Consider the following 24,966-nt stretch of genomic DNA (forward strand, 5'->3'; position numbering starts at 1 on the left):
ATGCAATCAAGAGGCCGAATGGCCTCTTTTTTTACGCCTTTTGGGCATTATCTGCCGAGCAAATTCAGACAAGAGCCTGAATGGTCAATTTATCTAAGAGTTTATTCCACCTCGGTTCGATAAAAGCGTTTATGGCAGCTTTGGGTGCTTGTTCGACCCTTCCCATGGCGGAGAAGGGCCGCTTCCTGATGCAAACCATCCTGAAAATCACTTCGACATTGGTCTAATAATAAGCGCCAATTAAACGAGCGTTTTATTGGCGTATTTTGTTTTAACCAGCTGATAAATATTGGATTTTTACAATTGTTATTAATGTGTAAATTTGGGGTTAGACTAAGGTCTTGATTGTGGCACTCCCGGCGGTTGCTAGATTAACTGTGACTTAATAATTATTACCACAGGGGAGTCGCTATGGGTTTTGAAAACAATGACAAGGCAAAGGGGTACTGGCGCGAAAACTTGCGCTTGGTACTGGCACTACTGGCTATCTGGTTCGTGGTTTCCTACGGTTGTGGGATTTTGCTGGTGGATGTTCTCAATGAAATTCATTTTATGGGATTCAAGCTTGGCTTCTGGTTTGCCCAGCAAGGTTCCATGTATGTATTCGTAGTGCTGATTTTCGTATATGCGGCCAAAGCGAATGCCTTAGATAAAAAATATAACGTACACGAAGACTAAGGAGCGGGCCGATGGATGTTCAAGCATTAACGTTTTTGATTGTGGGGCTCTCGTTTGCCCTTTATATAGGGATTGCCATCTGGTCAAGAGCCGGCTCTACCAAAGATTTCTATGTTGCCGGTGGCGGGGTTCACCCAGTGATGAACGGTATGGCGACGGCTGCAGACTGGATGTCGGCCGCTTCCTTTATCTCGCTGGCGGGGATTGTCTCTTTCGTCGGATACGATGGCAGTGTGTACCTGATGGGCTGGACCGGCGGCTATGTGTTGCTGGCTTTGTGTATGGCGCCTTACCTTCGTAAGTTCGGCAAGTTCACTGTGCCTGACTTTATTGGTGAGCGTTATTACTCCCAAGCGGCCCGAGTGGTGGCTGTGATTTGCGCCATCTTTATCTGCTTTACCTATATTGCCGGGCAGATGCGCGGTGTTGGGGTGGTGTTCTCCCGCTTCCTGGAAGTGGATGTCGATACCGGGGTGTATATAGGTATGGCAGTGGTGTTCTTCTACGCCGTACTCGGTGGCATGAAGGGGATCACTTACACTCAGGTGGCCCAATATTGCGTGCTTATTTTCGCCTTTATGGTTCCGGCCATCTTTATCTCTGTGATGATGACAGGCCATATCATTCCACAAATCGGTTTTGGCGCTGAACTGATAGACGCCGCCGGGAATAATACCGGGGTGTATCTGCTGCAAAAACTCGACGGCCTGCAAACCCAGCTGGGTTTCACTGAATACACAGAAGGCGCCAAGAGCACCATAGATGTATTCGCCATCACTGCTGCGCTTATGGTAGGTACTGCCGGTTTGCCACACGTTATTGTGCGTTTCTTTACCGTACCCAAGGTGAAAGATGCCCGTATCAGTGCCGGTTGGGCGCTGGTGTTTATTGCCATTATGTACACCACTGTGCCTGCCTTGGCGGCGTTCTCCCGGGTGAACATGATAGAAACCATCAATGGTCCTGAATCGACCGGTGTTGCCTATGAGTCGGCGCCGCAGTGGATCAAAAACTGGGAAACCACCGGGCTTATCAAGTGGAATGATAAAAACGGCGACGGCAAGATGTACTACGCCAAGGGTAATCTCACCGACGATAGCAGCAATGAGATGAATATCGACCGCGATATCATGGTGTTGGCGACCCCTGAAATCGCCGATCTGCCGGCTTGGGTGATTGCTCTGGTTGCAGCCGGTGGTCTGGCGGCGGCGCTGTCGACTTCTGCGGGCTTGCTGCTGGTTATCTCAACCTCGGTATCCCATGACTTGTTGAAGAAAAACTTTATGCCGGACATCTCAGACAAGAAGGAGTTGTTCTACGCCCGAACCGCGGCGGCTGTTGGTATAGTGATTGCCGGTTACTTCGGGATTAATCCGCCCGGGTTTGTGGCGGCAGTGGTGGCCTTTGCCTTTGGCTTGGCGGCATCGTCACTGTTCCCGGCAATTGTGATGGGTATTTTCTCCAAGTCGATGAACAAGGAAGGGGCCATAGCCGGTATGGTGGTGGGGCTTGGCTTTACCGCGGCTTATATCATCTACTTCAAGTTCATTAATCCTGCCGATAACAGCGCTGAAAACTGGCTGTTTGGTATTTCACCTGAAGGAATAGGCATGATTGGCATGATACTCAACTTTGTTGTGGCGATTATTGTTGCCAAGATGACAGCCGCTGTTCCAGAGCATGTACAGGAAATGGTTGAATCCATCCGTTTCCCCAAAGGTGCAGGCACGGCGCAGGAACACTGATAGTCTGATGCTGCATAAATGGAAGATCCCCCGCTTGGCCGGGGGATTTTTTTATCAGTGTAGTTTGGGTTGGATACTCAACTTTCTATTTTTTATTGGTTTGGGCTTCTGTTTCGGATTTTCTGCCTTGGTTCTGGCGGTATTCGACTAAAGCCAGATAGCCAGCATGATACAGAGTGGGCAATATTGAGATTAGTCAGTCCAACTCTAAAGGCCGCCCATGGATGAAAGTGAACTGCTGCCTATTCGCAGCTTTCTGCAACAGACGGTTCCTTTCGATGAACTGCCGCAACCCTTGCTGGAGCAATGTTGCCGCGCCATCGGCATAGGTTATTACAGCAAGTCGATGAAAGCCGTGCCGCTGGATTCGGCCAACCCCATGCTCTATATCGTTCGCAGCGGTGCCTTTGAAGTGCGCGATGCCGAAGGCGAGTTGCTGGACCGTTTGGGGGAGGGCGATTGCTTTGGCTTTCCCTCTCTGCTGTCGGGCGAGGAGATCAGTAACAAGGTGCTGATCCTCGAAGATGGCCTGGTCTATCATGTGCCACCAGCGCTGTTTGACACTCTGCGCCTGGAGTGCCGCAGCTTCGATCGCTTCTTTAACCGCGCCTATGCCAAGCGGTTGCGCCACCAAGGTCGTTTTCGGGCTAGGGATTTGACCACGACCAGCCGGATCAGCACCCTGATGACCCACGAGCCTGTCAGTGTCGATCACCGCCTTTGTATCACGGATGCGGCCAAGCTGATGCGCAAGCACAGGGTATCGTCTGTCTTGGTACTGGATAATCACAAACTGGTGGGGATCCTCACCGACAGGGATCTGCGTAATAGGGTGCTGGCCGAGGGGCTTACCGGCAATGAAGCCGTGTTTCAAGCCATGACCCGCCAGCCCGTATACATAGATGCCCAGGCCCTGGTATTTGAAGCCATGCTGCTGATGAGCGAGCACAACATTCACCATCTGCCGGTCATGGAGCGAGAGCAGCCGGTCGGGATGATCACCAGCACAGACATACTGCGAAGTCAGGCATCCCAACCTTTGCTGCTGATAGGCGAGATAGAGCGGCAAAAAGATTTGCAAAGCCTTATCGGGGTCAGTCGACAAATTCCACTTTTGCTGCAAAACCTTATCAGTGCGGATGCCCGTGCCGAGGAGATTGGCCGGGTACTGACCTCAGTTACAGATGCGCTTACCCGCAGACTTATCCAGCTCCATCAGGCGCTGCTCGGGGAGGCGCCGATGGCGTTTTGCTGGTTGGCATTTGGCTCTCAGGGGCGGCAGGATCAGGCCGCCTGCTCGGATCAGGACAATGGTTTATTGCTGGCCGAAGAGCCGGATGAGCATGCCAGAGGTTACTTTCAGGCCTTGGCCAAGGGAGTGTGCGCCGGGCTCAACGAATGCGGTTATGTATACTGCCCCGGGGATATCATGGCGCAAAACCCCAACTGGTGTTTGTCGCTGGCAAGTTGGCAGCAGAAGTTTGCCTCTTGGGTTAATACCCCTGAGCCCAAGGCCTTGATGCATGCCAGCATCTTTTTCGATATGCGCTCCGTATATGGGCCGGACAGCCTGTTCGATGCGCTGCAAGACAAGGTGCTGGCGCAGACCAAAGACAAGGATATCTTTCTGGCGGCCCTGACCGGCAATGCCTTAAGTGAGTCGCCGCCATTGGGATTTTTCCGCCAATTCGTGCTCGACAGGGATGGCAGTGAGGTCAAGGGGATGGATCTTAAACACAGGGGCAGCGCCCTTATCAATGACATCGCCCGGGTATATGCCTTGGCCGCCGGCGTCAAAGAGGTTAATACCGCCAAACGGATCCGCGCCTTGATGGAGAGCAAGCTGTTGAGCCGCAAAGATGCCCTTAATCTTGCCGATGCCCATGAATTTATTGCCCATATGCGGCTGGCCAATCAGGGGCGTCAGTTTGAGCAAGGCCAAGGGATAAGCAATTTTCTGATGCCGCAGGCACTCTCTTCACTGATGCGTCATCAACTCAGGGATGCCTTCAAGGTCGTGCATGATGCCCAGGCGGCGCTGAGACTCAAGTTTACCCGGAGTTTCTAGGATGCCTTTGCTGCACAAAGCCCGCCTGGCCTGGCATTGTTGGCAGGCTAAGGAGCCACTTAAGGTTTTTTACCAGTCCTTGAGTCCTGTGTTATCCAAGCCTGTGGCAGAGGCGCCTTTGATGGCGCTGGACCTGGAAATGACCGGCCTAGAGCCGGGTTGCGATCAGATACTCTCCATCGGTGTGGTGCCCATCAACAAAGGCAGACTGGAGCTCAGCGGCGCCCGCCACAAATTGGTGAGTATTGCCGGCAGTGTCGGTCAGAGCGCCACGATTCACGGCATTATGGATCGCCATCTTGAACAGGGGGCGCTGGCGCCCGAACAGCTCTTGCCTTGGCTGTTACGGCAAAGTCAGGGGCGCATTTTACTGATGCATCATGCTCCTTTGGACTGCGCTTTTCTCAGCAGGCTTTGTCAGCAGGCATACGGTACTAAGCTGCATCTTCCCGTGATAGATACCCTGCTGCTGGAAAAGACCCGCCTGCAGCGGCAACAGGAGGTGCTGCCAAGCGGTAGTCTGCGCCTCGGCGCTTGCCGCAGCCGCTATCATCTGCCGCCGTATTCGGCCCACAATGCCCTGACTGACGCGCTGGCCTGTGGTGAGCTGTTTCTGGCGCAAAGCTGTGATGCTGCCAAAGAGCCTGTGGCCGATTTCCTCTCCTGGGTATAGCAGTCGGTGAGCACTTCCTGGGTGTATTCCCTTGGTTTGACAATGAGCAGAGCGTTGTCAGAACTGAGCTTGGTCGAATTGAACTTTGCCAAGCGGCCCGAATTCGATTAATTTCAAAGTGCCACTCAAGGCGTTAAGGAGCAAAGCTATGGCACTTCCGTTACTCTGGCTCGGCTCTGCCGCACTCGGCGCCGTGTGGCTTGCCGATGAAGGGCAGAAGCGTAAGAAAGTCGCCCGCAATCGAGTACTCAAGGATATGCCGACAAAGGGGGCCAAGGGGCAGGCGCGGCTGACACCCAGTGAATGGTTTCACAGTCAGAGTGTCAAACGAGTGCAGCCCGGGATGCTGGTGTGCTGCCACGTATTCGGGGTCATTGAACACACAGGTATCTGGCTCGGTGACGGTATGTTGGCCGAACTCCACGGCAGCGGCCTTGTGCGGCCAGTGTCGGTGAAGCGTTTCCTGGCAGGTCGCAGCGGCAGCAAGGTGTTTGTTGCCTGCGATCATCAAAGAATGCCCCTGGTCAGTGAACAGGCGCTGGCCCGCGCCGGCGAGAGCCTGTTTCAGTATCGGGATTATGACTTGTTTGACAATAACTGCCACAGGTACGTGTGGCACTGTATCAGTGGCAAGCCGCAAAGGGTGAGCAGTTTTTCGCGGCTCAATCAACTGTTGGAAGACTTCTTCGGTCAGGGCATCTATTGGGATCAACTGCCGCTGGAACCCTTTGGGGAAGAGTGAAGATGATTGTCGCCGCAAGGGCCTTAAATATTAACCATGAATTATCTTGGGTGGTTTGCCATTCATGCAACTCAATCGCTTTGAAAAATCGATAGTCAGGCATCCGCTGCGTTTGTGGCTGCAAAGACAGCTGGAGCGGCGGATGTTGTTGAAGCTGTTTGCCAAGCCTTTACCTGCTTTTAGTCGCGCCTTGGAGATAGGCTGCGGCTTTGGTGAGGGAATCGCGCTTGTGCGTCAGGATCTGGGGGCGGAAGAAGTGTGGGCGCTCGATTTTGATTTCGACATGGTCAGCCACTGCGCCGGGCGGTATTCGGATCAAAACTGGTTGCATCTGTGCCAGGGCGATGGCAGCACCTTGCCTTTTGCCGATAGCCAGTTTGACCTTGTGGTCGATTTTGCCGCCTTTCATCATATTCCGGATTGGCAACAGGCGGTGGCCGAAGTACACAGAGTATTGCGCCCTGGCGGCTATTTCGTCATGGAAGAGCTTTATCGCGTTGCTATCTGTAATCCCTTGAGTCGGCGTTTGTTTGAACATCCCCAGGAAAACCGTTTCAATCACGCTGAACTCTTGGCTGTTCTTGAAGATACCGGCAACTTTGAGATTATCCGCCAACACCAGTTGCCGGCGCTGGCGGGTATCATCCTGGCCCGTAAAACCGCTGGCAAAGCTTGAGCAGGATAATGACGGGTCAAGCCGGGCCTTGTCGTGCTTGGCGGTTTGGTTTTGCCCGGCTCCACTCTATAAGCACTTATGCGTTTAATCCTTTTGCAAGCGGTATAACAGCATCCAAGTGCGTATCATTTAAGACAATTTAGCCTAAATTTGCCCTGAAGCATGGTTTGTTGTGCCGCTTTACCACTATAATTTGCTCAATACTCCGAAGTTAAATTGGAAACGCAGTCGTTATGGCAAAAGTATTGGAATCCGTAGATCAACGTACCCAACTCGTGGGTGAGAACCGTCTGGAACTGCTGTTGTTCAGGATCAGTTCGACCCAGCTGTTTGCCATCAATGTATTCAAGGTCAAAGAGGTAGTGAAACTGCCGGAACTGTCGGCCATGCCCGGCAGTCATCCCGCCATCAGTGGCGTCGCCAATATCCGCGGTACGTCCATCCCTGTCATTAACCTGCGCAGTGCCATAGGTTTTTCGCCCATGCCGGTGGGCGAAGACGCTAACCTTATCATCACAGAATACAACCGCAGCGTGCAGGGTTTTCTGGTGGGCAAGGTTGAGCATATCGTCAACATGACCTGGGGCGATATCATGCCACCGCCGAAGACTGCCGGCCGCAATCATTACCTTACCGCCATTACCCGTATTGAGACTCAGGGTAAAACCGAGTTGGTGTCAATTATCGATGTGGAAAAGGTGTTGGCGGAGATCATCCACTATGACGTGCGTCTCTCAGAAGGTGTGCTGGATGAGTCCTTGGTGGCCAAGATGCCGGGGCACAAGATTTTAATTGTCGACGATTCGCCCACCGCCAGACGCCAGGTTCGCGATACTTTGGGACAGTTGGGGCTTGAAGTGATTGAACGCAGCGATGGGCGCGAGGCGCTGACGCTGCTCAAGTCCTGGTGCGATCAGGGGCTCAAGGTGACAGATCAGATTTTGATGATGATCACCGACGCCGAGATGCCTGAAATGGACGGTTACCGTTTGACTTATGAGGTGCGCAACGACAAGCGGATGGCCGATCTCTATATCACCCTCAATACCTCACTCAGTGGCAGTTTCAATAAGGCGATGGTGGAAAAGGTGGGTTGTGATCGCTTTATTTCCAAGTTTCAGCCGGATCTGCTGGTGGAAGCGGTGCAGGACAGAATTCGTCAGCTGAGCTGATTAGCGGCTGTTTTCCTGCTCCAGTTCGCGGATAAGTTGCTTCTTGGTGCGTTTGTCCGCGGCGATGTTGAGTCTGGCCAGGCGCACGGCAAAGGCAAATCTGTCGCGGCCGCAGATCGCAGTCAAGGCCTGCAGAAAGTCTTTATCCAGTGCAAAGTTTTTGGCGTAGTGCTCTATGGCGGCAAACACTGAGCTGTAGTGCAAACCGTCGAAGTCAAACCCGGTATTTGGCGTCTCGTCGCTCAGTGGAACCCCCTCAATACACAGGGGCCAGCCCTTGGCATTGATCCTGTCTCTGGCCACTTCATACATAAACCAGGCGCTGCGTTTAAAGCCGCCAAGAATTTTGCAGGAAAACTCCGATTCTTCCAGCTCTTCACGGGTCCAATTCAGCCCTATGGCCAGATGTTTGGCGTAGCGCTTCATCAACGCATCTTTAACCGCAATACGGCACTCGTATATCGAGGTGAGAGTATGTTGGCGGGCCAGCGTCAGGCACTCCTTACAGGCGGGCACGCTCAGTGAGGCATGTTCTGCATGGGGGGAGGCTCTAAAGGCAAAAACGTGCTCACAGGGTTCGGCACAAAACCAGCAGCTGTGACGGCAATTAAAGGGGATGTCGACCAAGGGACAGGGCATAGGGTTGTGCAGATGCTGCTCTGAGTCTTAAAAGAAGTCGGGAGCCTTGGTGACTCCCGACCGGGTAAGGCTTATTCGGCTTCCACGTCTACCAGGAACTTGGCCAGCTCTACTGGCTCAACTTCGGGACATTCCTGCTCGGCGCGCCAGTCGATACCAATCAATACGCCATCTTCGTTGAGATCTTCAATCCAGAACTCCAGCAGCTCTTCCAGTGAGATAGCTACCGGTGCGAAGTTGACCCACTCCTCGGTGCAATGACTCTGGGCCACTGCCTGATCAGACCATAAAGGCATGACATCTGTGTCTTCATATTCGCTGGAGTCACACACCACCCAGCCTTCGCCGGAGTCGTCCTGTAAGCCCCACACCTGCTGGTGCTCTTTGACGTTATCGATAAATTGGCTCAGTGCCGGCGCTAAATCAGTCATGATCTCTCTCTTGAGCAAGGGTTAGTGGCGCCATTATACGGCATAAGCACTGGAGTCCAAGTGAATCTTAACCTCAGATGAACAAACAGGAATAAATGCTTAAAAATCGGCTCAACGACAGGGAATTATGCCTGCGGGGCTTAAAAAACGCTGTGCGACTGGTTAGGATGGAACTCGATGGGGTGTTTAATCTTTTAAGGAGTCGGAAGGTGTTCAGAGTATTATCCTGGTTTCCCCTGCTGCTGGCCACGCAAACGCTGGCCGCCCCCCAGAATGAGGATCCTGTAGAAGCCCTGATAAAGGCCGGAGAAGCGGCTTTTCCTCAGTGTATTGTGGAGTTGCAGGACAAGGCCCTTAACGATGGCATTAGTCAACAGACCATCGACTCACATCTTAAGCCACTCAAGTTTGTCCCCAGAGTGATAGAGCTGGATCGCAGTCAGCCCGAGTTTACCCAGACATTTGCCAACTATTTCGATAAACGGGTAACAGATTGGCGGGTTTCCAAGGGCCGGGAACTGCTGGTTGAGCACAAGGCGCTGCTGGACAAGCTCAAGCGCGAGTATGGTGTGCCGCCGCAATATCTCTTGTCTTTCTGGGGCATGGAGACCAATTTCGGAGGCTACAAGGGTAAGATGCCGGTCCTGGACTCGCTGGCGACTCTGGCCTGTGACTCCCGCCGTTCGGGTTTCTTTACCCAGGAGTTGATGACAGCGCTGAAGCTGAGCCAGAAATATGGTTTTGCTGCCGCCGATATGCAAGGCTCCTGGGCCGGTGCCATGGGACACACCCAGTTTATGCCCAGTGCCTACGCCAGTTATGCCGTCGATGGTGACGGTGACGGCAAGGCGGATCTCTGGAACAGCATAGATGATGCCCTGACCTCGGCGGCAAACTTTCTTGCTCACCTGGGGTGGCAGCGCAACGAACGTTGGGGCAGGGAGGTTCGCTTACCTGAGGCGTTTGATTATCAGCACCTGGGGCAGAAAAAGTCTCTCGCCGACTGGCAGGCGCTGGGATTGACCCAGAGCAATGGCGAGGTGCTGCCACAGGCCCAGATGGAAGCCACACTCTATCTGCCCGCCGGGCACGAGGGACCTGCGTTTCTCGGCTACGATAACTTCCAGGTGATCCAGCGTTGGAACCGCTCTGAGTTTTATGCCATCTCTGTAGGCCATTTGGCCGACAGAATAAGTGGCGCCGGACGGCTGGCCAAAGCACCGCCGCAGCAAACCCGCTTGAGCCGCGCCCAGATAAAGGCGCTGCAGCAAAAGCTCAATGAGCAGGGGTTTGATGCCGGAAAGCCGGACGGTATTCTCGGGCGTAACTCTCGCGCCAGTTTACAGGCGTTTCAGCTCAGCAAAGGCTTGGTGGCTGACGGTTTCCCCTCTGCCGAAACCTTTAAAGCTCTGGGACTCTAGTTCTGCTAATCAAAATGATTGCCAGCAGCCAAGGGATTGGCTAATGTTAGCTCATAAAGGCGCCAAGAAACTGCCCGGATAATGCCGGCAGCAGAAATTGGCGTTCTCCCTCACCTATTTGAACTCAGGGAATGATATGAGCAGCGAGATGAGCAACATAGATAAGTTGAGTCACGGCCAGCGTCAGCGTCTGGCCTTTATCGATTTCAGTCTGCAGTATTTTGGCCAGGTCAGTCGTCAGGATCTGATTGCCAAGTTTGCCACCGGATTGGCGGCCGCCACCCGCGACTTCAGCCTCTATCGCGAATTGGCGCCGCAGAACCTCAAGCTGATGCACCCCAGTCGTCATTATCAGCGCCAGCATGAATTCAAACCCTTGTTTCATCACGATCCCGAAGCCATTCTCTCGGGTTTGGCCCGTGGCTTTGGTGATGGTTTGTCACAGCCCCTGGTTCCCAGCCAGGTCTGTTTCGATGCGGTGCGGCTTATTCATCCGGATACCGAGATTATCGCGGCGCTGATGCGCTCGATTCAGCAAGGGCAGGCGCTGGCGCTGCAATATGTTTCCACCTCAAGCGGTGAAACCCTTCGCGAAATTGTGCCCCATGCCCTGGTCAACAACGGCCAGCGCTGGCATGTACGGGCATTTGACAGACAGCATGGCAAGTTCAACGACTTTGTGGTGACCCGTATCAAGCAGGCCAGAGAACTTGAAGGCTCTCCCTTGCCCAAGGAGCAACCGGCGGCCGACAGCAACTGGTTGACGCCGGTGGAACTGGTGTTGGTACCCCATCCGAGCCTGAAGCATCCGGAGGCGATTATGCTCGACTATCGTATGGAGGATGGCGAGCTCAAGGTGGCCAGCAACGCGGCCTTGGCCGGATATCTGCTGCGCAGCTGGAGTGTGGATTGCTCCACCAGGCATCAAATCGATGGTGGTGTTTGTCAGTTGGCACTTAAAAACCACCAGGTGCTGGAGCGACTCGAGCATCTAGCGATAGTGCCGGGTGCCGGGCGGTAATCCAAAGCAGTGGAGTGCAGGCGACAGTTTTGTTAAGCTGCGCCGGAATCATGAATACTGAGGACTCAGAATGAGCGTTAAAGAAGATATGGTGGTGCAGTTCAATTACACACTGCGCGATGAAAAGGGTGAAGTGCTGGAAACCAACGAGGGGCACGATCCCATCGCCTATCTGCATGGCCATGACAACATGATGCCTGGAGTCGAGAAAGCCATCGAAGGCAAAGAGGTAGGTGCCAAGTTCAGTGTGACCTTGCCTGCCTCTGAAACTTACGGTGAGCGGGTTGAAGGCGCCGAGCAGCGCGTATCGGTAAAACACCTGATGGGCGCCAAAGTATGGAAGCCAGGCATGCGCGCGGTCGTCAATACAGATCAAGGCCAGCGTCAAGTGACTGTGGTCAAGGTGGGCAAGTTTATGGCCACTGTGGACATCAATCACCCATTGGCCGGTCGCGAGCTGACCTTTGATATCGAAGTGGTCTCAGCCCGTGAAGCCACCCATGAAGAGATAGCCCATGGTCATGCCCATGGCGTCGGTGGCCATCACCACTGAGTTTGGCTTTAACTGAATACGCCCGCTTCTGCGGGCGTTTTTGATTGAGAAACCATTGAGAGGAGAGGGGATGAAAATTGACTGCGAGCAGGGGCGATTGCTGCTGAGTCCCAATGAGCTGCAGGTACGCTTGCCGGCCATGCAGACAGTGTTGATGGCGCTGAGCGATGATATCCGTTTGCTCAAAGGCCCTTGCATTCTGCTGGCCGATGCCGGCGCCGTGCGTTGGCAGCTGCGGCTCGACTCCGATGAGCAGCTCGAGCAACTGGCAGACTTTTACGGCCTGACTCCCGAGTGATTTACTATTCCAGTCTGTGGCGTTGATGGCTGCGCTGATAGTCTAACTCGGGGCCCTTGGGTACGACGCGACTGGGATTTATCTGCCCATGGCTGTAGTAATAGTGCTGTTTGATATGTTCAAAGTTGACCGTGGCAGCAATGCCGGGGTACTGATACAGATCGCGCAGGTATTGGCTCAGCGCCGGGTAGTCTTCAATGCGGCGTTTATTGGTCTTGAAGTGGCCCACATAGACGGCATCGAAACGGATTAAGGTGGTAAACAAGCGCCAGTCGGCCTCAGTGACTTGTGAACCTGTGAGAAAGCGGCGTTCACTCAATTGCAACTCCAATCTGTCAAGGGCACTGAACAGCTGCTCAAAGGCCTCTTCATAGGCTTGTTGTGAGGTGGCAAAACCGGCCCGGTAAACCCCGTTATTGATATTGGGATAGATGAACTCGTTGAGCGTATCTATCTCCTCTCTCAGATGGGGCGGGTAAAAGTCCAGGTTATTGCCGGTCAGATGATCGAAGGCGGAGTTGAATATACGGATGATTTCCGACGATTCATTGTTGACTATGGTCTGATGATGTTTGTCCCACAGCACAGGTACTGTCACCCGACCGCTGTAATCGGCCGCGGCGAGCTGGTAAATTTGGTAGAGGAATGCTTTGCCAAACAAAGGGTCTTGCTCGGCGCCCTGGATATGGTGGCCGCCCTTGGGGCCCGCCGCCTCTGTGGCAAATTCCCAGCCGTTTTCCAACATGTGGGGCTCGACCACAGTGACAGGGATCAGCGCTTCCAATCCCTTCAAGGCGCGAAATATCAAGGTTCTGTGGGCCCAGGGGCAAGCGAGTGAAACATAGAGATGATAGCGGCCCGGCTCGGCCTTGAATCCGCCTTGGCCACTGGGGCCCGGACTGCCGTCCGGGGTGATCCAGTTTCGCAGCTTTGCATCTTCACGGACGAACTTGCCGCCGCTTTTGTCTGTCTGATACCACTGATCAACCCATTTGCCCTGCTGCAATAATCCCATCTGTCGCTCCTTTAACGGCTTTGCTTTCATGGCTCGCATCTCAGTCTAGGTGGTGGTTATTTATGGGTAAAGCGCGAAATACATGTGTTTTTATTCGAATTTTTAGAATGGTACTGGCAAGGAATCTTCAGCCTGATATGATGTCGGTCACATTTTTTGCCTATCAAGAAGGATGTTGTTATGTCGTCAGCCACCCTGGATGCCGTTGTTGTTGAACCCCGGGAGCCGGCCACGGCCTGTGTTATCTGGTTGCATGGTTTGGGTGACTCGGGTGACGGCTTTGCCCCTGTGGTGCCGGCATTGGGACTGCCTGCCGATCACTCGATACGCTTTGTGTTTCCACATGCGCCTGAGCAGGCTGTTACTGTCAATGGTGGCTATGTGATGCGCGCCTGGTATGACATCAAGAGCCTCAATCTCCATGACAGAGCCGATATGCCAGGGGTGTTGCAATCCGAGCGTTTGGTTCGACAACTCATAGAGCAGCAAGTCGCTCAGGGCATTGCCGCCAACCGTATTGTGCTTGCCGGTTTCAGCCAAGGCGGGGTGATGAGCCTCTTTACCGCACTGCGTTATCCCGAAGCCTTGGCCGGTATTATGGCGCTGTCCTGTTATTTGCCGGGGGGTGAGCAACTACCGGAAGACGTGAGCAGCGCCAACTGTAATACGCCGATTTTGCAATGCCACGGCGAGCAGGATGATGTGGTTGCCCTCAGTGCCGGGCTTATGGCTAAAGAGGCGCTCGAGCAGGGGGGATATCGGCTTGAATGGCACACTTTCCCAATGGCGCACGGCGTGGTACCGCAGGAGCTTAATCTCATCAGTCAGTGGCTGCAGGCGCGTTTGAGCTAAGGAAGGTGCGAATAAGTCATCGTGGCCTTCTCTTTTGTAGAGAGTGGCTTGCACACCAATTGGCGTTCAAGGCATCTGACTGAAGGCATGCCGGGGCCTGTCAAAGTCGGATAACGCAGAGAGCCGGTTGCTGTGCAAGCCCCGAAGGGCGTGGCTTACAGACCTGTCTGCTGTGTTGTGCTTCTTGCAAAGGACTCAGGCCATTTGCTGCGAACCACGCCTTGCATCCAGGCCCGTAAGCCGACGCAGAGCATGCATGGGACTTGTTCGCACCTTCCCTAAGTGACAGTTAAGGGTTGAGCGCCTGAAAATTAAGCAGCCTGGGGCAAGAAAATTATCACCCGGGCTGTTTGTTTTGCCAAACAATAGCCATGTCTCATGGCAAGCTTTAGTTATTATCTTAAATAACAGCAAGATAACTATGGTTGGTTAGAGTTCTTAAATCCTGGTCCCGCAGCATATCCCGCTTTGATATCCCCCTCGTTTAGGGGGTTATTTGGTAACGTAAACAAACTGTATTATTTCCCGCCTTAAAATCACACATTTAGCTCACTTTTATTAATAAAAATGACACATGTTCGACTTAATCTTGCTAGTATGTCGGGCGCGGGAAGTTCGCTTCACCGCTTATTAATGATGATGGTAAAAATAAATAAAAACATGGGGTTGATTTAATTATGTCTAATAAACTGATGAAAGGACTTTTGGCGACAGCCATTCTGGCTGCTCTCGCCGGTTGTAACAGTGATGACAAGGATCCGGCACCGGAAGTCTGCGGCGCCGATAACTGCACCAAGTTCACCATTTTACACACCAATGACAACCATGGCCGCTTCTGGGAAAACAGTGACGGTGAGTATGGTATGGCAGCCCGTAAGACGCTGGTTGAGCGCTTACGCAACGAAGTGGAAAGCAACGGTGGCCAGACTCTGTTGCTCTCCGGAGGTGATATCAACACAGGTGTGCCTGAGTCGGATCTGCAAAACGCCGAGCCTGACTTTATCGGCATGAACCTGATTGGCTATGACGCCATGGCCGTGGGTAACCACGAGTTTGATAACCCACTGAGCGTGTTGGATATGCAGCGCGAGCTCGCCGAGTTTCCTATGCTGGCTGCCAACATCTACAAAAAAGATGGCACCCGTTACTTCGAGCCTTACAAGGTTTTCGATGTTAAAGGTCTTAAAGTGGCTGTCATAGGTTTGACCACAGAAGATACCGCCAAGATAGGTAACCCTGAGTTTATCGGCGAGCTTGAGTTTACTGATCCCAAAGAAGAGATCAAAAAGGTCATCAAAGAGATCAATGATAACAAAGCCGCCGATATCATAGTGGCGACCACTCACATGGGTCACTATGCCGATGGCCAGAACGGCAGCAACGCCCCGGGTGACGTGGCCATGGCTCGCGCCCTGGAAGAGGGACAGCTGCAGGTTATCATAGGTGGCCACTCACAGAACCCGGTTTGTATGGAACCGGGTACCCAGAGCTATGCCGATTTCAACCCAGGTGATGATTGTCGCCCTGATCAGCAAAACGGCACCTGGATCATGCAGGCCCATGAATGGGGTAAATATGTTGGCCGCGCCGATTTTGAATATTATGGCGGCAAACTGCACCTGGCCAGCTACAAGCTGATCCCGGTCAACCTGAGAAAACTGGATGCCGAAGGCAAGAAGACAGAGGAACTGGCCGGTGAGCCTATCCCTGCCGATACCACAGTGAAGGCTGTGCTGCAGCAATATCAGGACAAGGGTAGTGAAAAACTGGGCGAAATCATCGCCACTACCGATGGCAAACTGGAAGGCGATCGCGCCGTGGTTCGTGGTCAGCAGACCAACCTGGGCCGTTTGCTCGCCATGGCGCAGGCCACCAAGGTTAATGCCGATATCGGCGTGATGAACTCGGGTGGTGTACGTGACTCTATCGCCGCCGGTGATATCAGCTACCGTGATGTACTGACAGTGCAGCCTTTCGGTAACATGATCACCCTGAGCACTATGACAGGTGCCGAGCTCAGCGATTATCTGGGGGTAGTGGCTACCATGCAGCGCGGTTCAGGGGCTTATGCCCAGATCACGGGTGTGAAAATGACAGTTGACTGTCAGGCCAAGTCGGTCGCTATCAGCGAAGTCAACGGCAAGGATTACAGTGCAACAGACAGCTACACCTTCACTGTACCCAGCTTCAACGCCGCGGGCGGTGACGGCTATCCCAAGCTGGATCCTGTACAAACCGGCTATGTTGATGCCGAAGTCTTCTACAGCTTCCTGAAAGAGAAGCAAAGCATCAAGGCCGTTGATTACGAGCCGGTAGGCGATATCGTTTATGAAAACTCCAACAGCCCACTGGGTTGTGAAGTGCCTCAGTAAATAGCATTTTAAGTCACTTTACAGGCAGCCCTTCGGGGCTGCTTTTTTGTGGCAAAAGAGCAGGGTGGTCATGTAGCTTTGGGTGATTTTTAACCAAATAATTCTACCTGGACTTGAAATACCATTGCCCGGCCCTATCTATTGAGTGTCGGCAGGGGAAGCGCCTTGACCGATAAATTAAAGGCCGTGCCATTGGGCGGCCGTTTGAACCTAGGGTGCGATGATTCGGCCCGACACTACATATTGCTTAATCTATGAGGATATGACTATGCGTAACTATGATTTGACTCCCCTTTATCGCAGCGCTATCGGTTTTGATCGTTTGGCCCGTTTGGCCGAACATGCCGCCGCCAACAATGGCAATGCCGGTTACCCTCCATACAATATTGAACTCTTGGGTGAGAACCGGTACCGGATCACCATGGCGGTTGCAGGTTTTGCCATGGATGAGCTGGAGATCACCAGCGAGGGCGAAAAGCTGTTGGTGAAAGGCACCAAGGGCGAACAGGCTCCGGAGCGTAAATATCTGTATCAGGGCATTGCCGAGCGCGGCTTTGAACGTACCTTCCAGTTGGCCGATTATGTGACCGTCGAAGGCGCCCATCTGGAACACGGCCTGCTCAATATAGACTTGGTGCGCGAGATCCCTGAAGCCATGAAACCGCGGAAAATTGAGATAGGCTCAGGTAACCGCCTGATAGAAGAAATTCAGGCCTGAAACCGCGCTGATAAGCTCGGCCCCGGCTTGTAAAGCAGGCCGCTAAAGCAAAAAAGCCAGTCTGATACAGACTGGCTTTTTGTATTCAGGGCCATCATTCCCCAAGGCAGTGCTTAGAGTACCATGGCGGCAATCCAGCCGAAGATCAGCAGTGGGATATTGTAGTGAATAAAGGTTGGGATCACGCTGTCGCGGATATGGTCGTGTTGACCATCGGCATTCAGGCCGGCGGTGGGGCCGAGCGTCGAGTCCGATGCCGGTGAGCCGGCATCCCCAAGCGCTGCGGCGGTGCCGACCAGGGCGATAACCGCAGGCACAGAGAAACCAAAGTTCAGCGCCAGCGGCACATAGATGGTGGCAATAATGGGGATAGTCGAGAAGGATGAGCCAATACCCATGGTGATCAACAGACCCACCACCAGCATCAACAATGCGCCCAGGCCCTTGTTGTCACCAATCAACTCACCTATGGCACTCACCAGAGTCAGCACTTCACCGGTTTGTTTGACCACGGCGGCGAAACCGGCGGCGGCTATCATGATAAAGCCTATGTTGGCCATCATGCGCACGCCTTGGTTAAAGATATCTTCATCGGCCACATGTTTGAGCGCGCCGCTGAATGAGAAGATCATAAAGCCAACCAGCGCGCCGAAAATCATCGAATCTGTCTGCAGTTGCACCAGCAGAGTCGCCAGAATGGCCAGCACGGCAATGATGATGTTGCGCTTGCTGAGTCCGGTTTCCGGCTCGGCGGCGAGGATCTGCTCTTCCCGGTACTCTCTTGGCTTGCGATAGCTGATAAACACGGCCGTCAACAGTCCGGCCAGCATGCCGGCGGCCGGAATAAGCATGGCTTGGGGAATATCCCCTGACTGGGCCTCTAAGCCGTTGGACTGCAGGTTTGCCAGCAGTATGTCGTTTAGAAATATGCCGCCAAAGCCCACAGGCAACACCATATAAGTGGTGACCAGGCCGAAGGTGATAACACAGGCGACCAAACGCCTGTCCAGCTTGAGTTTGGACATCAGATGCAAGAGTGGCGGCACCAGAATGGGGATAAAGGCGATATGGATCGGCAGAATGTTTTGTGAGCTGATAGCCATGGCCAGCAGGGACAGCAGCAACAGGCTGCGAACCCACTTGAGGTTTTGACTATCGGGATCTTTGCCAAGGGCCTTGATCACAGAGGTGGAGATCAAAGTGGTCAGCCCGGAATGGGACAGGGCCACGGCAAAGGCGCCGAGCAGGGCATAACTCAGGGCTATCTGGGCTCCACCGCCCAGGCCGGTATTGAATGCCTCTATGGTCTGGTGGATGTCCAGTCCTCCCATCAAGCCGGCAACCAGGGCGCTGATCGTCAAGGCGATCACCACATTGACCCGGGCCAGGCTGAGAGCGAGCATCAGACAGACGGCAATCACAACTGCGTTCATAGTAAAGTCTTATTCGCTAAACAAAGGGGCTATTTTTGACTGGGGTGGCTTGGATGTCCAGCTGCAATCAGTGTTTGCGGGAAAAAATCTCTCTTTGTGAACTGGATCCTAAGGTTATTGAGTCGCTTTGTGAGCCAGGTAATTGCGGTGGCCGCACACTTGCCGATTTCTTACCCAGACAAGCCTTAAAATGCAGCAAAAGCGTGATATTGATCCTAAATAGGTTGTCAGGTGCATGGCACCTCTTATAATGGCTTGTAGTTAAAACGGATTCTGTTTTATTCACAGCTCAATCCATAGATGGAGGTATAAAATGAGCGTATTAGTAGGCCGTCCGGCTCCGGACTTTACTGCAGCAGCTGTTCTGGGTTCTGGTGAAATTGTTGACAGCTTCAACCTGACTGCAGCAATCAAAGGCAAGCCTGCGGTAGTGTTCTTCTACCCACTGGATTTCACCTTCGTGTGCCCATCTGAGCTGATCGCCTTCGATCACCGCATGGAAGAGTTCAAGAAGCGTGGCGTTGAAGTGATCGGTGTTTCTATCGATTCTCAGTTTACTCACAATGCATGGCGTAACACCCCAGTGGAAAAAGGCGGTATCGGCCAGGTTCAATACACTCTGGTAGCCGACGTTCGCCACGATATCTGTAAGGCTTACGATGTTGAGCACCCTGAAGCCGGTGTGGCTTTCCGTGGTTCTTTCCTGATCGACAAAGAAGGCATGGTGCGTCACCAGGTCGTTAACGATCTGCCTCTTGGCCGTAACGTCGATGAAATGCTGCGTATGATTGACGCGCTGCAATTCCACGAAGAGCACGGTGAAGTTTGTCCTGCAGGTTGGGAAAAAGGCAAGAAAGGCATGAAAGACAGCCCAGACGGTGTTGCTGCCTACCTGTCTGAGAACGCTGAAGAGCTGTAATTGCATGTATGGCTTTATAAAGCTGCCCTCGGGCAGCTTTTTTTACACCTATCTAAACCTTTATTGCCCATTCCAGAGCTCAGAACTTGACGAAAGGTTCAAGATAGTTGCTAATTGAACCGGAAAAATAGCAAGGAAAACAGGATGAATTCAATGGAGTTTGCTATTCCGGAGCAAGACAAGCAGGCCTTCGGCCAATATTATGCGCAAAAGATTGCACCCAAGTGTCGACGTTATGAGTCGGTTCGAGAGGCCGCTGCTGCCAGGTATAAAGAGCGTAGAAAGATAGTTGCGCCTCTCACCTTTATTGGCATTCCGGCATTTTTGCTGTTTTTTGCCATGAGTTTCTACGGCGCCTTCATGCTGGATTTTAAAGAAGGGGTGTTTTTTATCGGCTTTGGCGGCGCCGTGCTATCTCTGGCGGTGGTGGTGTTGGCCAACATCTGGGCTGGCAGTGAGATAAGTGAACTGCGTACCCAGATAGTTGAGGAGATCTATCCTCTACTGCTGGGGTATTTCGGTAAAAGCTTTGCGTTCAACCCCTCGGGATTGCCTGAACTGGAAAGCTATAAAGACTATGGTCTCTTTCCCGACTATGACAAAGGTTATTTTCAAAACTCGGTCAGAGGCAAATATCTTAATGTGCCTTTTCTGCTTAGGGAACTGACGTTACTCGAACGCACAGGCAAGAACGATAATGGTCCCCAATATAAGACGCTGTTCGATGGCATAGTGATAGAGTTTGACCTGCCGAAGACATTTTCCGCGACCATCCAAGTGCGCCGCGATAAAGGTTTTATGGCCAATGGCTTGGCGCAGTTCAGAAACAAGCTCTCGAGGGTAAAGCTGGAAGACCCGGACTTTGAGCGTAGATTTGAGGTCTACAGTGACGATCAGCTCGAAGCCAGATATGTGCTCAATACAGCGACTATGGAACGTTTGTTGTCACTATCAGGATTTTATCAAGGCGAGCTGGAAGCCTGTTTTAGACAGGGGCGATTGTTTGTCAAAATAGCCTGTCAGCACAGCTATTTTGAGCCGCAACTGGATCTTCTCAAGCCGCTGGATCTCAGCGCAGACATAGAGCAAGTGTTCAAAGAAATCCATGAAGTATTCGACTTGATTAAAGCCCTGAAACTCGATAGTCGCACCGGGCTTTAAACATGAGGCTCAAGACTTTGGTTTTGAGCCAGGCTATCTTTGGTTTCCGGTCACTGGTTTCTGAACGGGTTTCTGAACGCTGGTCTTTGGTCGCTGGGTTTTGATGCGCCCTCACACCAGATGCTCAAAGGATTTGGCGTGAGGACGGGAAACACTTTAGTTTGAGTCGGCTTATATGTCCGAGCCGACTTGCTATGTTTGAGCGTATCTTTGAGCGGGTTTAGACCACATCCTGTGGGGTTTCGGCAGCGGCAGGCAAAGGCCAGCCGCCAAGGGCTTTCCAGCGGTTCACTATATAGCAGAACAGCTCGGCGGTGCGCTCTGTATCATAAAGCGCCGAATGGGCTTCTTTGTTGTCGAAGGGGATCCCGGCCAAGGCGCAGGCCTTGGCCAGCACTGTGTGGCCTATGGCCAATCCGGCCAGAGTGGCGGTATCGAAGGTGGCAAAGGGATGAAACGGCGAGCGCTTGATATCATTGCGCTCAATTGCCTTACTGACAAAGCCGTGATCGAAGGCGGCATTGTGAGCCACTATGATAGAACGGTGGCAATCGGCCGCCTTCTGCGCCTTCTTCACCGCCTTGAATATTTCCAGAAAAGCTTCTTTCTCGCTGACGGCGCCCCTGAGAGGGTTGTTGGGATCTATGCCGTTGAATGCCAGTGCCTCCGGCTCGAGATTGGCGCCTTCAAAAGGCTCGATATGGAAGTGCAGGGTTCTGTCTATTCCCAGATTGCCCTCGGTATCCATCTTCAGCAGGGTGACGGCAATCTCCAGCAGCGCGTCGGTCTGCGCATTGAAGCCAGCGGTCTCCACGTCGATCACCACAGGGAAATAGCCCCTGAATCTGTGCTTGAGTTGGTTGGCTAGGCTTGGCTGAGTCATGCATTTCCCCTGGAAAATAACGAAGCGGCTATTATGCTAAAACATCAACAGGGTGTCATGTTCGATTGTTGTTTTTATAGGCTAAAGGAATGAATTTCTTTGCCGATAGAGACAACATGGTATGCGAAAAGAGAGATTTCTATGTGGCGTAAACTGTTCCTGCTGTCGACTCTTTGTCTGCCGCTGTCGGCGATGGCGGATCTCAGGCACTATGTGGCGTCACTTGACGACTCTCATTGGCGCGTGGCGCAAAATACCCCCATAGGTTGCAGCCTGGAGCACGACATCCCCGCCTACGGCAAGGCGGTGTTTTCCAGTCATGCGGGTAAAGAGCTGAATCTGCAGTTTACTCTGGATATGTGGCAAAAGCCTGATGCCGTGACCCATGCCCGCTTGATGAGCAAGGCGCCGGCCTGGCGTCCCGGGGTGACATCCAAGGCGATTACCGAGTTGAGCTACCAGAAATACTTCAATGGTGAAGTGCCGAAAAAGGCCGCCTGGTCCATGCTGGCAGAGCTGGATCGCGGTATGGAACCCACTTTCTACTACAGCGATTGGTACAACCAAAGCAACAAGGTGGCGGTCGGCCTTTCTGCGGCCAACTTTGCCCAGAAATACCGCGAGTTCAAGCAGTGCCTGGCCAATCTATTGCCTTACAGTTTCGATGATATCGCCTTTACCGTGCTTACCTATGAGATGGGCGGTACCGAGTTGACCCGTTATTCCAAGGCGCAGCTGGCGCGGGTGCAGGAGTACCTGGCCTATGATCCCGAAGTGGAACTGGTGCTGATAGACGCCTATACCGACAGCTATGGTGGTCGTAGTATCAACCAGAAGGTGTCTCAGCAGCGCGCCGGTTCAGTCAAAGAGTTCTTCGTGGCGCGGGGTATCCCGGGTGACAGGATCCATACCGAAGGGCACGGCGAGCGCCGCCATGTGGCTTCAAACGACTCCAGTGACGAGCGGGCCCGCAACCGCCGGGTGGTTATCCGGATAAGCAAACCTCTGCAATAACATAAGTTTTCACAGACAGTAAAAAACCAGGTTCAAGCCTGGTTTTTTCATGCGTGGACTTTGGCGGGGAGACTCAGGCGCGCATCGCCTTGTCGCCTCTGGCAAGCCCCACGACTCCGGAGCGAGACACTTCCACCACTTTGGTGACTTCGGTCAGCGCGGCAATAAAGGCATCCAGTTTATCGCTGGTGCCGGCCATCTGTACTGTGTAGAGATTGGCTGTCACATCAACGATTTGGCCGCGGAAGATATCGGCGGTGCGTTTCACTTCTTCCCGCAATGCGCCGCTTGCCTTGACCTTGACCAAGGCAAGTTCCCGCTCCACATGGGTGGACTCTGTGATGTTGGACACCTTGAGCACATCGATAAGCTTGTGCAGCTGCTTCTCTATCTGCTCCAGAATGCTTTCATCGGCCTCAACCGCGACTGTCAGCCGGGACAGGGTAGGGTCATCGGTGGGCGCAACCGTAAGAGTTTCAATGTTGTAGCCGCGTTGGGAGAAGAGACCGACAACTCTTGACAGGGCGCCGGGCTGGTTTTCCATCAATACAGATATGATTCGACGTCTCATCAGCTTTTCTCCGTCTTGCTCAGCCACATTTCATTCATAGCGCCACCACGAATTTGCATCGGGTAGACGTGCTCGGTTTCATCGACACTGATATCCACAAACACCAGCCTGTCTTTCATGGCCAGGGCTTGTGCCAGTTTGCTCTCCAGCTCATCCACATGGTCGATATTGATCCCCACATGGCCGTAGGCTTCGGCGATTTTGGCAAAATCAGGGACTGAGTCCATATAGGAGTGGGAGTGGCGGCCCGAGTAGATCATGTCCTGCCACTGTTTCACCATCCCGAGGAAGCGGTTGTTGAGGTTGATGATTTTCACCGGCACATCGTATTGCAAGGCGGTGGAAAGCTCTTGAATATTCATCTGAATCGAGCCGTCGCCGGTGACGCACACAACGGTTTCATCCGGCATCGCCATCTTGACCCCCATGGCGGCCGGCAAGCCGAATCCCATGGTGCCCAGGCCTCCTGAGTTGATCCAGCGCCGCGGTTTGTCGAAAGGATAATAGAGTGCGGCAAACATCTGGTGCTGGCCAACATCCGAGGCCACATAGGCATCACCGTTTGTCAGGCGATAGAGGGTTTCTATCACTTGCTGAGGCTTGATCCGTTCGGCATTGCGCTGATACTCGAGGCAGTTGCGGCTGCGCCAGGAAGCAATTTGCTGCCACCAGTGTTGCAGCGCCTCGTCATCCTGAGGCGTTACCTTGTCTTCATCCAGCAATTGCAGCATCTCGTTCAGCACCTTATCGGCCGAGCCCACAATCGGAATATCCACCTTGATGGTCTTGGAGATGGATGAAGGGTCGATATCTATGTGCAGTATGGTGGCATCCGGGCAATATTTGGCAACATTATTGGTGGTTCTGTCATCGAACCTCACGCCAATGCCGAAGATTAAATCTGAATGGTGCATGGCCATATTGGCTTCGTACAGGCCGTGCATCCCCAGCATGCCCAGGTTGTTGTGATGAGAGCCGGGAAAGGCGCCCAGCCCCATAAGCGTATTGACCACAGGCAGTTTCAGTTGTTCGGCCAGTGTCAACAGCTGCTGGTGGCAGCCGGAGATAATGGCGCCTCCGCCCACATACAGCACAGGTTTCTTGGCGGCCATCAAGGCCTGCAAACCCCGGCGGATCTGGCCCTTGTGACCCGAAAGCGTCGGGTTGTAGGAGCGCATCTTAATCTCTTCCGGGTATTGATACTCGTGCAGTATCGCCGGGTTGAGGCTGTCTTTGGGCAGATCCACTACCACAGGGCCTGGGCGGCCGCTGGCCGCGATATAGAAGGCTTTCTTGATAATGGTGGGAATTTCGGTGGGATCTGTCACCAAAAAGCTGTGTTTCACCACAGGGCGGGAGATCCCTATCATGTCGCATTCCTGAAAGGCATCATTGCCGATCAGGTTACTGGGCACCTGGCCCGAAAGCACCACCAGAGGGACTGAATCCATGTAGGCGGTGGCGATGCCGGTAATGGCATTGGTCGCTCCCGGGCCGGATGTCACCAACACCACGCCGACCTTGCCCGTGGCTCTGGCGTAACCATCGGCCATGTGCACGGCCGCCTGTTCATGGCGGACAAGAATATGTTCGATATCGGATTTTTGATGCAGGGCATCGTAGATGTCGAGAACTGAGCCACCCGGGTAGCCGAATATATGTTTTACGCCTTCGTCAATTAACGAACGCACTATCATGCTGGCGCCTGAAAGCATCTCCATTTGGTACTCCTTGATAAGATACCGTTACGGTAAACAGTAACTTTTACAGCGACGGTTATCGCTCTAATTCGGGCCGGAAGGGTAGTTCCGGCCAGCTGTCGACCCGGCCTTGGGGCACACTTCCCTGTAGGGAAGGGGTCTCTGTCACCAATGGACAGAATTTCATCATATTGGAAAGAGAGAAGTTTTC

Annotated in this window: 24 protein-coding genes; 17 read left to right on the forward strand and 7 right to left on the reverse strand. The window is 53.1% G+C overall.

What is annotated here, in order from left to right; all coding sequences use genetic code 11:
* Nucleotides 1-411 precede the first annotated feature (411 nt).
* From E1N14_RS09270 to E1N14_RS09300, 7 genes are all read left to right on the forward strand, one after another.
* The gene (locus tag E1N14_RS09270; RefSeq protein ID WP_025009490.1) at nucleotides 412-678 is read left to right on the forward strand and encodes a DUF4212 domain-containing protein; all 267 of its coding nucleotides are present in this window, start codon (nucleotides 412-414) and stop codon (nucleotides 676-678) included.
* 11 nt (nucleotides 679-689) lie between these two features.
* On the forward strand, nucleotides 690-2,423 hold the full coding sequence (locus E1N14_RS09275; RefSeq protein ID WP_025009491.1) for a sodium:solute symporter family protein: 1,734 nt from the start codon (nucleotides 690-692) through the stop codon (nucleotides 2,421-2,423).
* A gap of 220 nt (nucleotides 2,424-2,643) precedes the next feature.
* A complete protein-coding gene (locus E1N14_RS09280; RefSeq protein WP_025009492.1) occupies nucleotides 2,644-4,491 on the forward strand; it encodes a DUF294 nucleotidyltransferase-like domain-containing protein in 1,848 nt (615 codons plus the stop codon).
* Nucleotide 4,492: 1 nt separating this feature from the next.
* The gene (locus E1N14_RS09285; RefSeq protein ID WP_037436465.1) at nucleotides 4,493-5,164 is read left to right on the forward strand and encodes an exonuclease domain-containing protein; all 672 of its coding nucleotides are present in this window, start codon (nucleotides 4,493-4,495) and stop codon (nucleotides 5,162-5,164) included.
* A 148-nt stretch (nucleotides 5,165-5,312) separates the two neighbouring features.
* A complete protein-coding gene (locus E1N14_RS09290) occupies nucleotides 5,313-5,906 on the forward strand; it encodes a C40 family peptidase (protein ID WP_025009494.1) in 594 nt (197 codons plus the stop codon).
* A 64-nt stretch (nucleotides 5,907-5,970) separates the two neighbouring features.
* A complete protein-coding gene (locus E1N14_RS09295; RefSeq protein WP_025009495.1) occupies nucleotides 5,971-6,582 on the forward strand; it encodes a class I SAM-dependent methyltransferase in 612 nt (203 codons plus the stop codon).
* Nucleotides 6,583-6,815: 233 nt separating this feature from the next.
* A complete protein-coding gene (locus E1N14_RS09300; protein WP_025009496.1) occupies nucleotides 6,816-7,754 on the forward strand; it encodes a chemotaxis protein CheV in 939 nt (312 codons plus the stop codon).
* Here E1N14_RS09300 and E1N14_RS09305 read toward each other — a convergent pair whose 3' ends face one another.
* Together E1N14_RS09305 and E1N14_RS09310 are read right to left on the reverse strand one after the other, a co-directional pair.
* Nucleotides 7,755-8,393 (reverse strand): hypothetical protein, encoded by a 639-nt coding sequence (locus tag E1N14_RS09305; protein WP_025009497.1) that lies wholly within the window; start codon nucleotides 8,391-8,393, stop codon nucleotides 7,755-7,757. It abuts the gene before it with no gap.
* A gap of 71 nt (nucleotides 8,394-8,464) precedes the next feature.
* Nucleotides 8,465-8,824 carry a DUF2750 domain-containing protein gene (locus tag E1N14_RS09310; protein WP_025009498.1) on the reverse strand — a complete coding sequence of 120 codons (360 nt, stop codon included), beginning with the start codon at nucleotides 8,822-8,824 and terminating at the stop codon, nucleotides 8,465-8,467.
* Nucleotides 8,825-9,033: 209 nt separating this feature from the next.
* Between E1N14_RS09310 and E1N14_RS09315 the strand changes: the two genes are divergently transcribed.
* The 4 genes from E1N14_RS09315 (at nucleotide 9,034) to E1N14_RS09330 (ending at nucleotide 12,117) form a co-directional block, all read left to right on the forward strand.
* Nucleotides 9,034-10,245 carry a lytic murein transglycosylase gene (locus E1N14_RS09315; protein ID WP_420877391.1) on the forward strand — a complete coding sequence of 404 codons (1,212 nt, stop codon included), beginning with the start codon at nucleotides 9,034-9,036 and terminating at the stop codon, nucleotides 10,243-10,245.
* 136 nt (nucleotides 10,246-10,381) lie between these two features.
* Nucleotides 10,382-11,266 carry a WYL domain-containing protein gene (locus tag E1N14_RS09320; RefSeq protein ID WP_243899610.1) on the forward strand — a complete coding sequence of 295 codons (885 nt, stop codon included), beginning with the start codon at nucleotides 10,382-10,384 and terminating at the stop codon, nucleotides 11,264-11,266.
* A gap of 70 nt (nucleotides 11,267-11,336) precedes the next feature.
* Nucleotides 11,337-11,819 (forward strand): FKBP-type peptidyl-prolyl cis-trans isomerase, encoded by a 483-nt coding sequence (locus E1N14_RS09325; protein WP_025888361.1) that lies wholly within the window; start codon nucleotides 11,337-11,339, stop codon nucleotides 11,817-11,819.
* 70 nt (nucleotides 11,820-11,889) lie between these two features.
* Nucleotides 11,890-12,117: a DUF3389 family protein gene (locus E1N14_RS09330; protein WP_025009501.1), complete on the forward strand. Its 228-nt coding sequence runs from the start codon at nucleotides 11,890-11,892 to the stop codon at nucleotides 12,115-12,117.
* A gap of 4 nt (nucleotides 12,118-12,121) precedes the next feature.
* On the opposite strand, the gene E1N14_RS09335 is transcribed toward E1N14_RS09330, so the two are convergent.
* The gene (locus E1N14_RS09335) at nucleotides 12,122-13,132 is read right to left on the reverse strand and encodes a glutathione S-transferase family protein (RefSeq protein WP_025009502.1); all 1,011 of its coding nucleotides are present in this window, start codon (nucleotides 13,130-13,132) and stop codon (nucleotides 12,122-12,124) included.
* A 180-nt stretch (nucleotides 13,133-13,312) separates the two neighbouring features.
* On the opposite strand from E1N14_RS09335, the gene E1N14_RS09340 reads away from it, so the two are divergent.
* The 3 genes from E1N14_RS09340 to E1N14_RS09350 all read left to right on the forward strand — a co-directional run bounded on the left by E1N14_RS09340 (nucleotide 13,313) and on the right by E1N14_RS09350 (nucleotide 17,074).
* Entirely contained in the window at nucleotides 13,313-13,984 is a 672-nt protein-coding gene (locus tag E1N14_RS09340; RefSeq protein WP_025009503.1) for an alpha/beta hydrolase, read from the forward strand.
* A gap of 677 nt (nucleotides 13,985-14,661) precedes the next feature.
* Nucleotides 14,662-16,356 carry a bifunctional UDP-sugar hydrolase/5'-nucleotidase UshA gene (gene ushA / locus E1N14_RS09345; protein ID WP_044734341.1) on the forward strand — a complete coding sequence of 565 codons (1,695 nt, stop codon included), beginning with the start codon at nucleotides 14,662-14,664 and terminating at the stop codon, nucleotides 16,354-16,356.
* A gap of 268 nt (nucleotides 16,357-16,624) precedes the next feature.
* Complete coding sequence (locus tag E1N14_RS09350) at nucleotides 16,625-17,074, forward strand: Hsp20 family protein (RefSeq protein ID WP_025009504.1); 450 nt, start codon at nucleotides 16,625-16,627, stop codon at nucleotides 17,072-17,074.
* 113 nt (nucleotides 17,075-17,187) lie between these two features.
* On the opposite strand, the gene E1N14_RS09355 is transcribed toward E1N14_RS09350, so the two are convergent.
* On the reverse strand, nucleotides 17,188-18,507 hold the full coding sequence (locus E1N14_RS09355) for a Na+/H+ antiporter family protein (RefSeq protein WP_062793666.1): 1,320 nt from the start codon (nucleotides 18,505-18,507) through the stop codon (nucleotides 17,188-17,190).
* A gap of 313 nt (nucleotides 18,508-18,820) precedes the next feature.
* On the opposite strand from E1N14_RS09355, the gene E1N14_RS09360 reads away from it, so the two are divergent.
* Both E1N14_RS09360 and E1N14_RS09365 read left to right on the forward strand, forming a co-directional pair.
* Nucleotides 18,821-19,426: a peroxiredoxin gene (locus E1N14_RS09360; RefSeq protein WP_025009505.1), complete on the forward strand. Its 606-nt coding sequence runs from the start codon at nucleotides 18,821-18,823 to the stop codon at nucleotides 19,424-19,426.
* Between the two features lie 144 nt (nucleotides 19,427-19,570).
* On the forward strand, nucleotides 19,571-20,587 hold the full coding sequence (locus E1N14_RS09365) for a DUF3137 domain-containing protein (RefSeq protein WP_025009506.1): 1,017 nt from the start codon (nucleotides 19,571-19,573) through the stop codon (nucleotides 20,585-20,587).
* Between the two features lie 220 nt (nucleotides 20,588-20,807).
* Here the strand turns inward: E1N14_RS09365 and rnt are convergent, their stop codons facing one another.
* A complete protein-coding gene (gene rnt / locus E1N14_RS09370; protein ID WP_025009507.1) occupies nucleotides 20,808-21,470 on the reverse strand; it encodes a ribonuclease T in 663 nt (220 codons plus the stop codon).
* A gap of 141 nt (nucleotides 21,471-21,611) precedes the next feature.
* Here rnt and E1N14_RS09375 point away from each other — a divergent pair, with 141 nt between their 5' ends.
* Nucleotides 21,612-22,484 (forward strand): flagellar protein MotY, encoded by an 873-nt coding sequence (locus E1N14_RS09375; RefSeq protein WP_025009508.1) that lies wholly within the window; start codon nucleotides 21,612-21,614, stop codon nucleotides 22,482-22,484.
* Between the two features lie 73 nt (nucleotides 22,485-22,557).
* Here E1N14_RS09375 and ilvN read toward each other — a convergent pair whose 3' ends face one another.
* Nucleotides 22,558-23,055, reverse strand: a complete 498-nt coding sequence (ilvN, locus tag E1N14_RS09380; protein ID WP_025009509.1) for an acetolactate synthase small subunit — start codon at nucleotides 23,053-23,055, stop codon at nucleotides 22,558-22,560.
* Nucleotides 23,055-24,776 (reverse strand): acetolactate synthase 3 large subunit, encoded by a 1,722-nt coding sequence (locus E1N14_RS09385; protein ID WP_025009510.1) that lies wholly within the window; start codon nucleotides 24,774-24,776, stop codon nucleotides 23,055-23,057. Before E1N14_RS09385 ends, ilvN begins: the two co-directional genes overlap by 1 nt.
* Between the last annotated feature and the right edge of the window lie 190 nt (nucleotides 24,777-24,966).

Source organism: Shewanella algae (genome assembly GCF_009183365.2).
In the GTDB taxonomy this organism is placed as follows: Bacteria; Pseudomonadota; Gammaproteobacteria; order Enterobacterales; family Shewanellaceae; genus Shewanella; species Shewanella algae.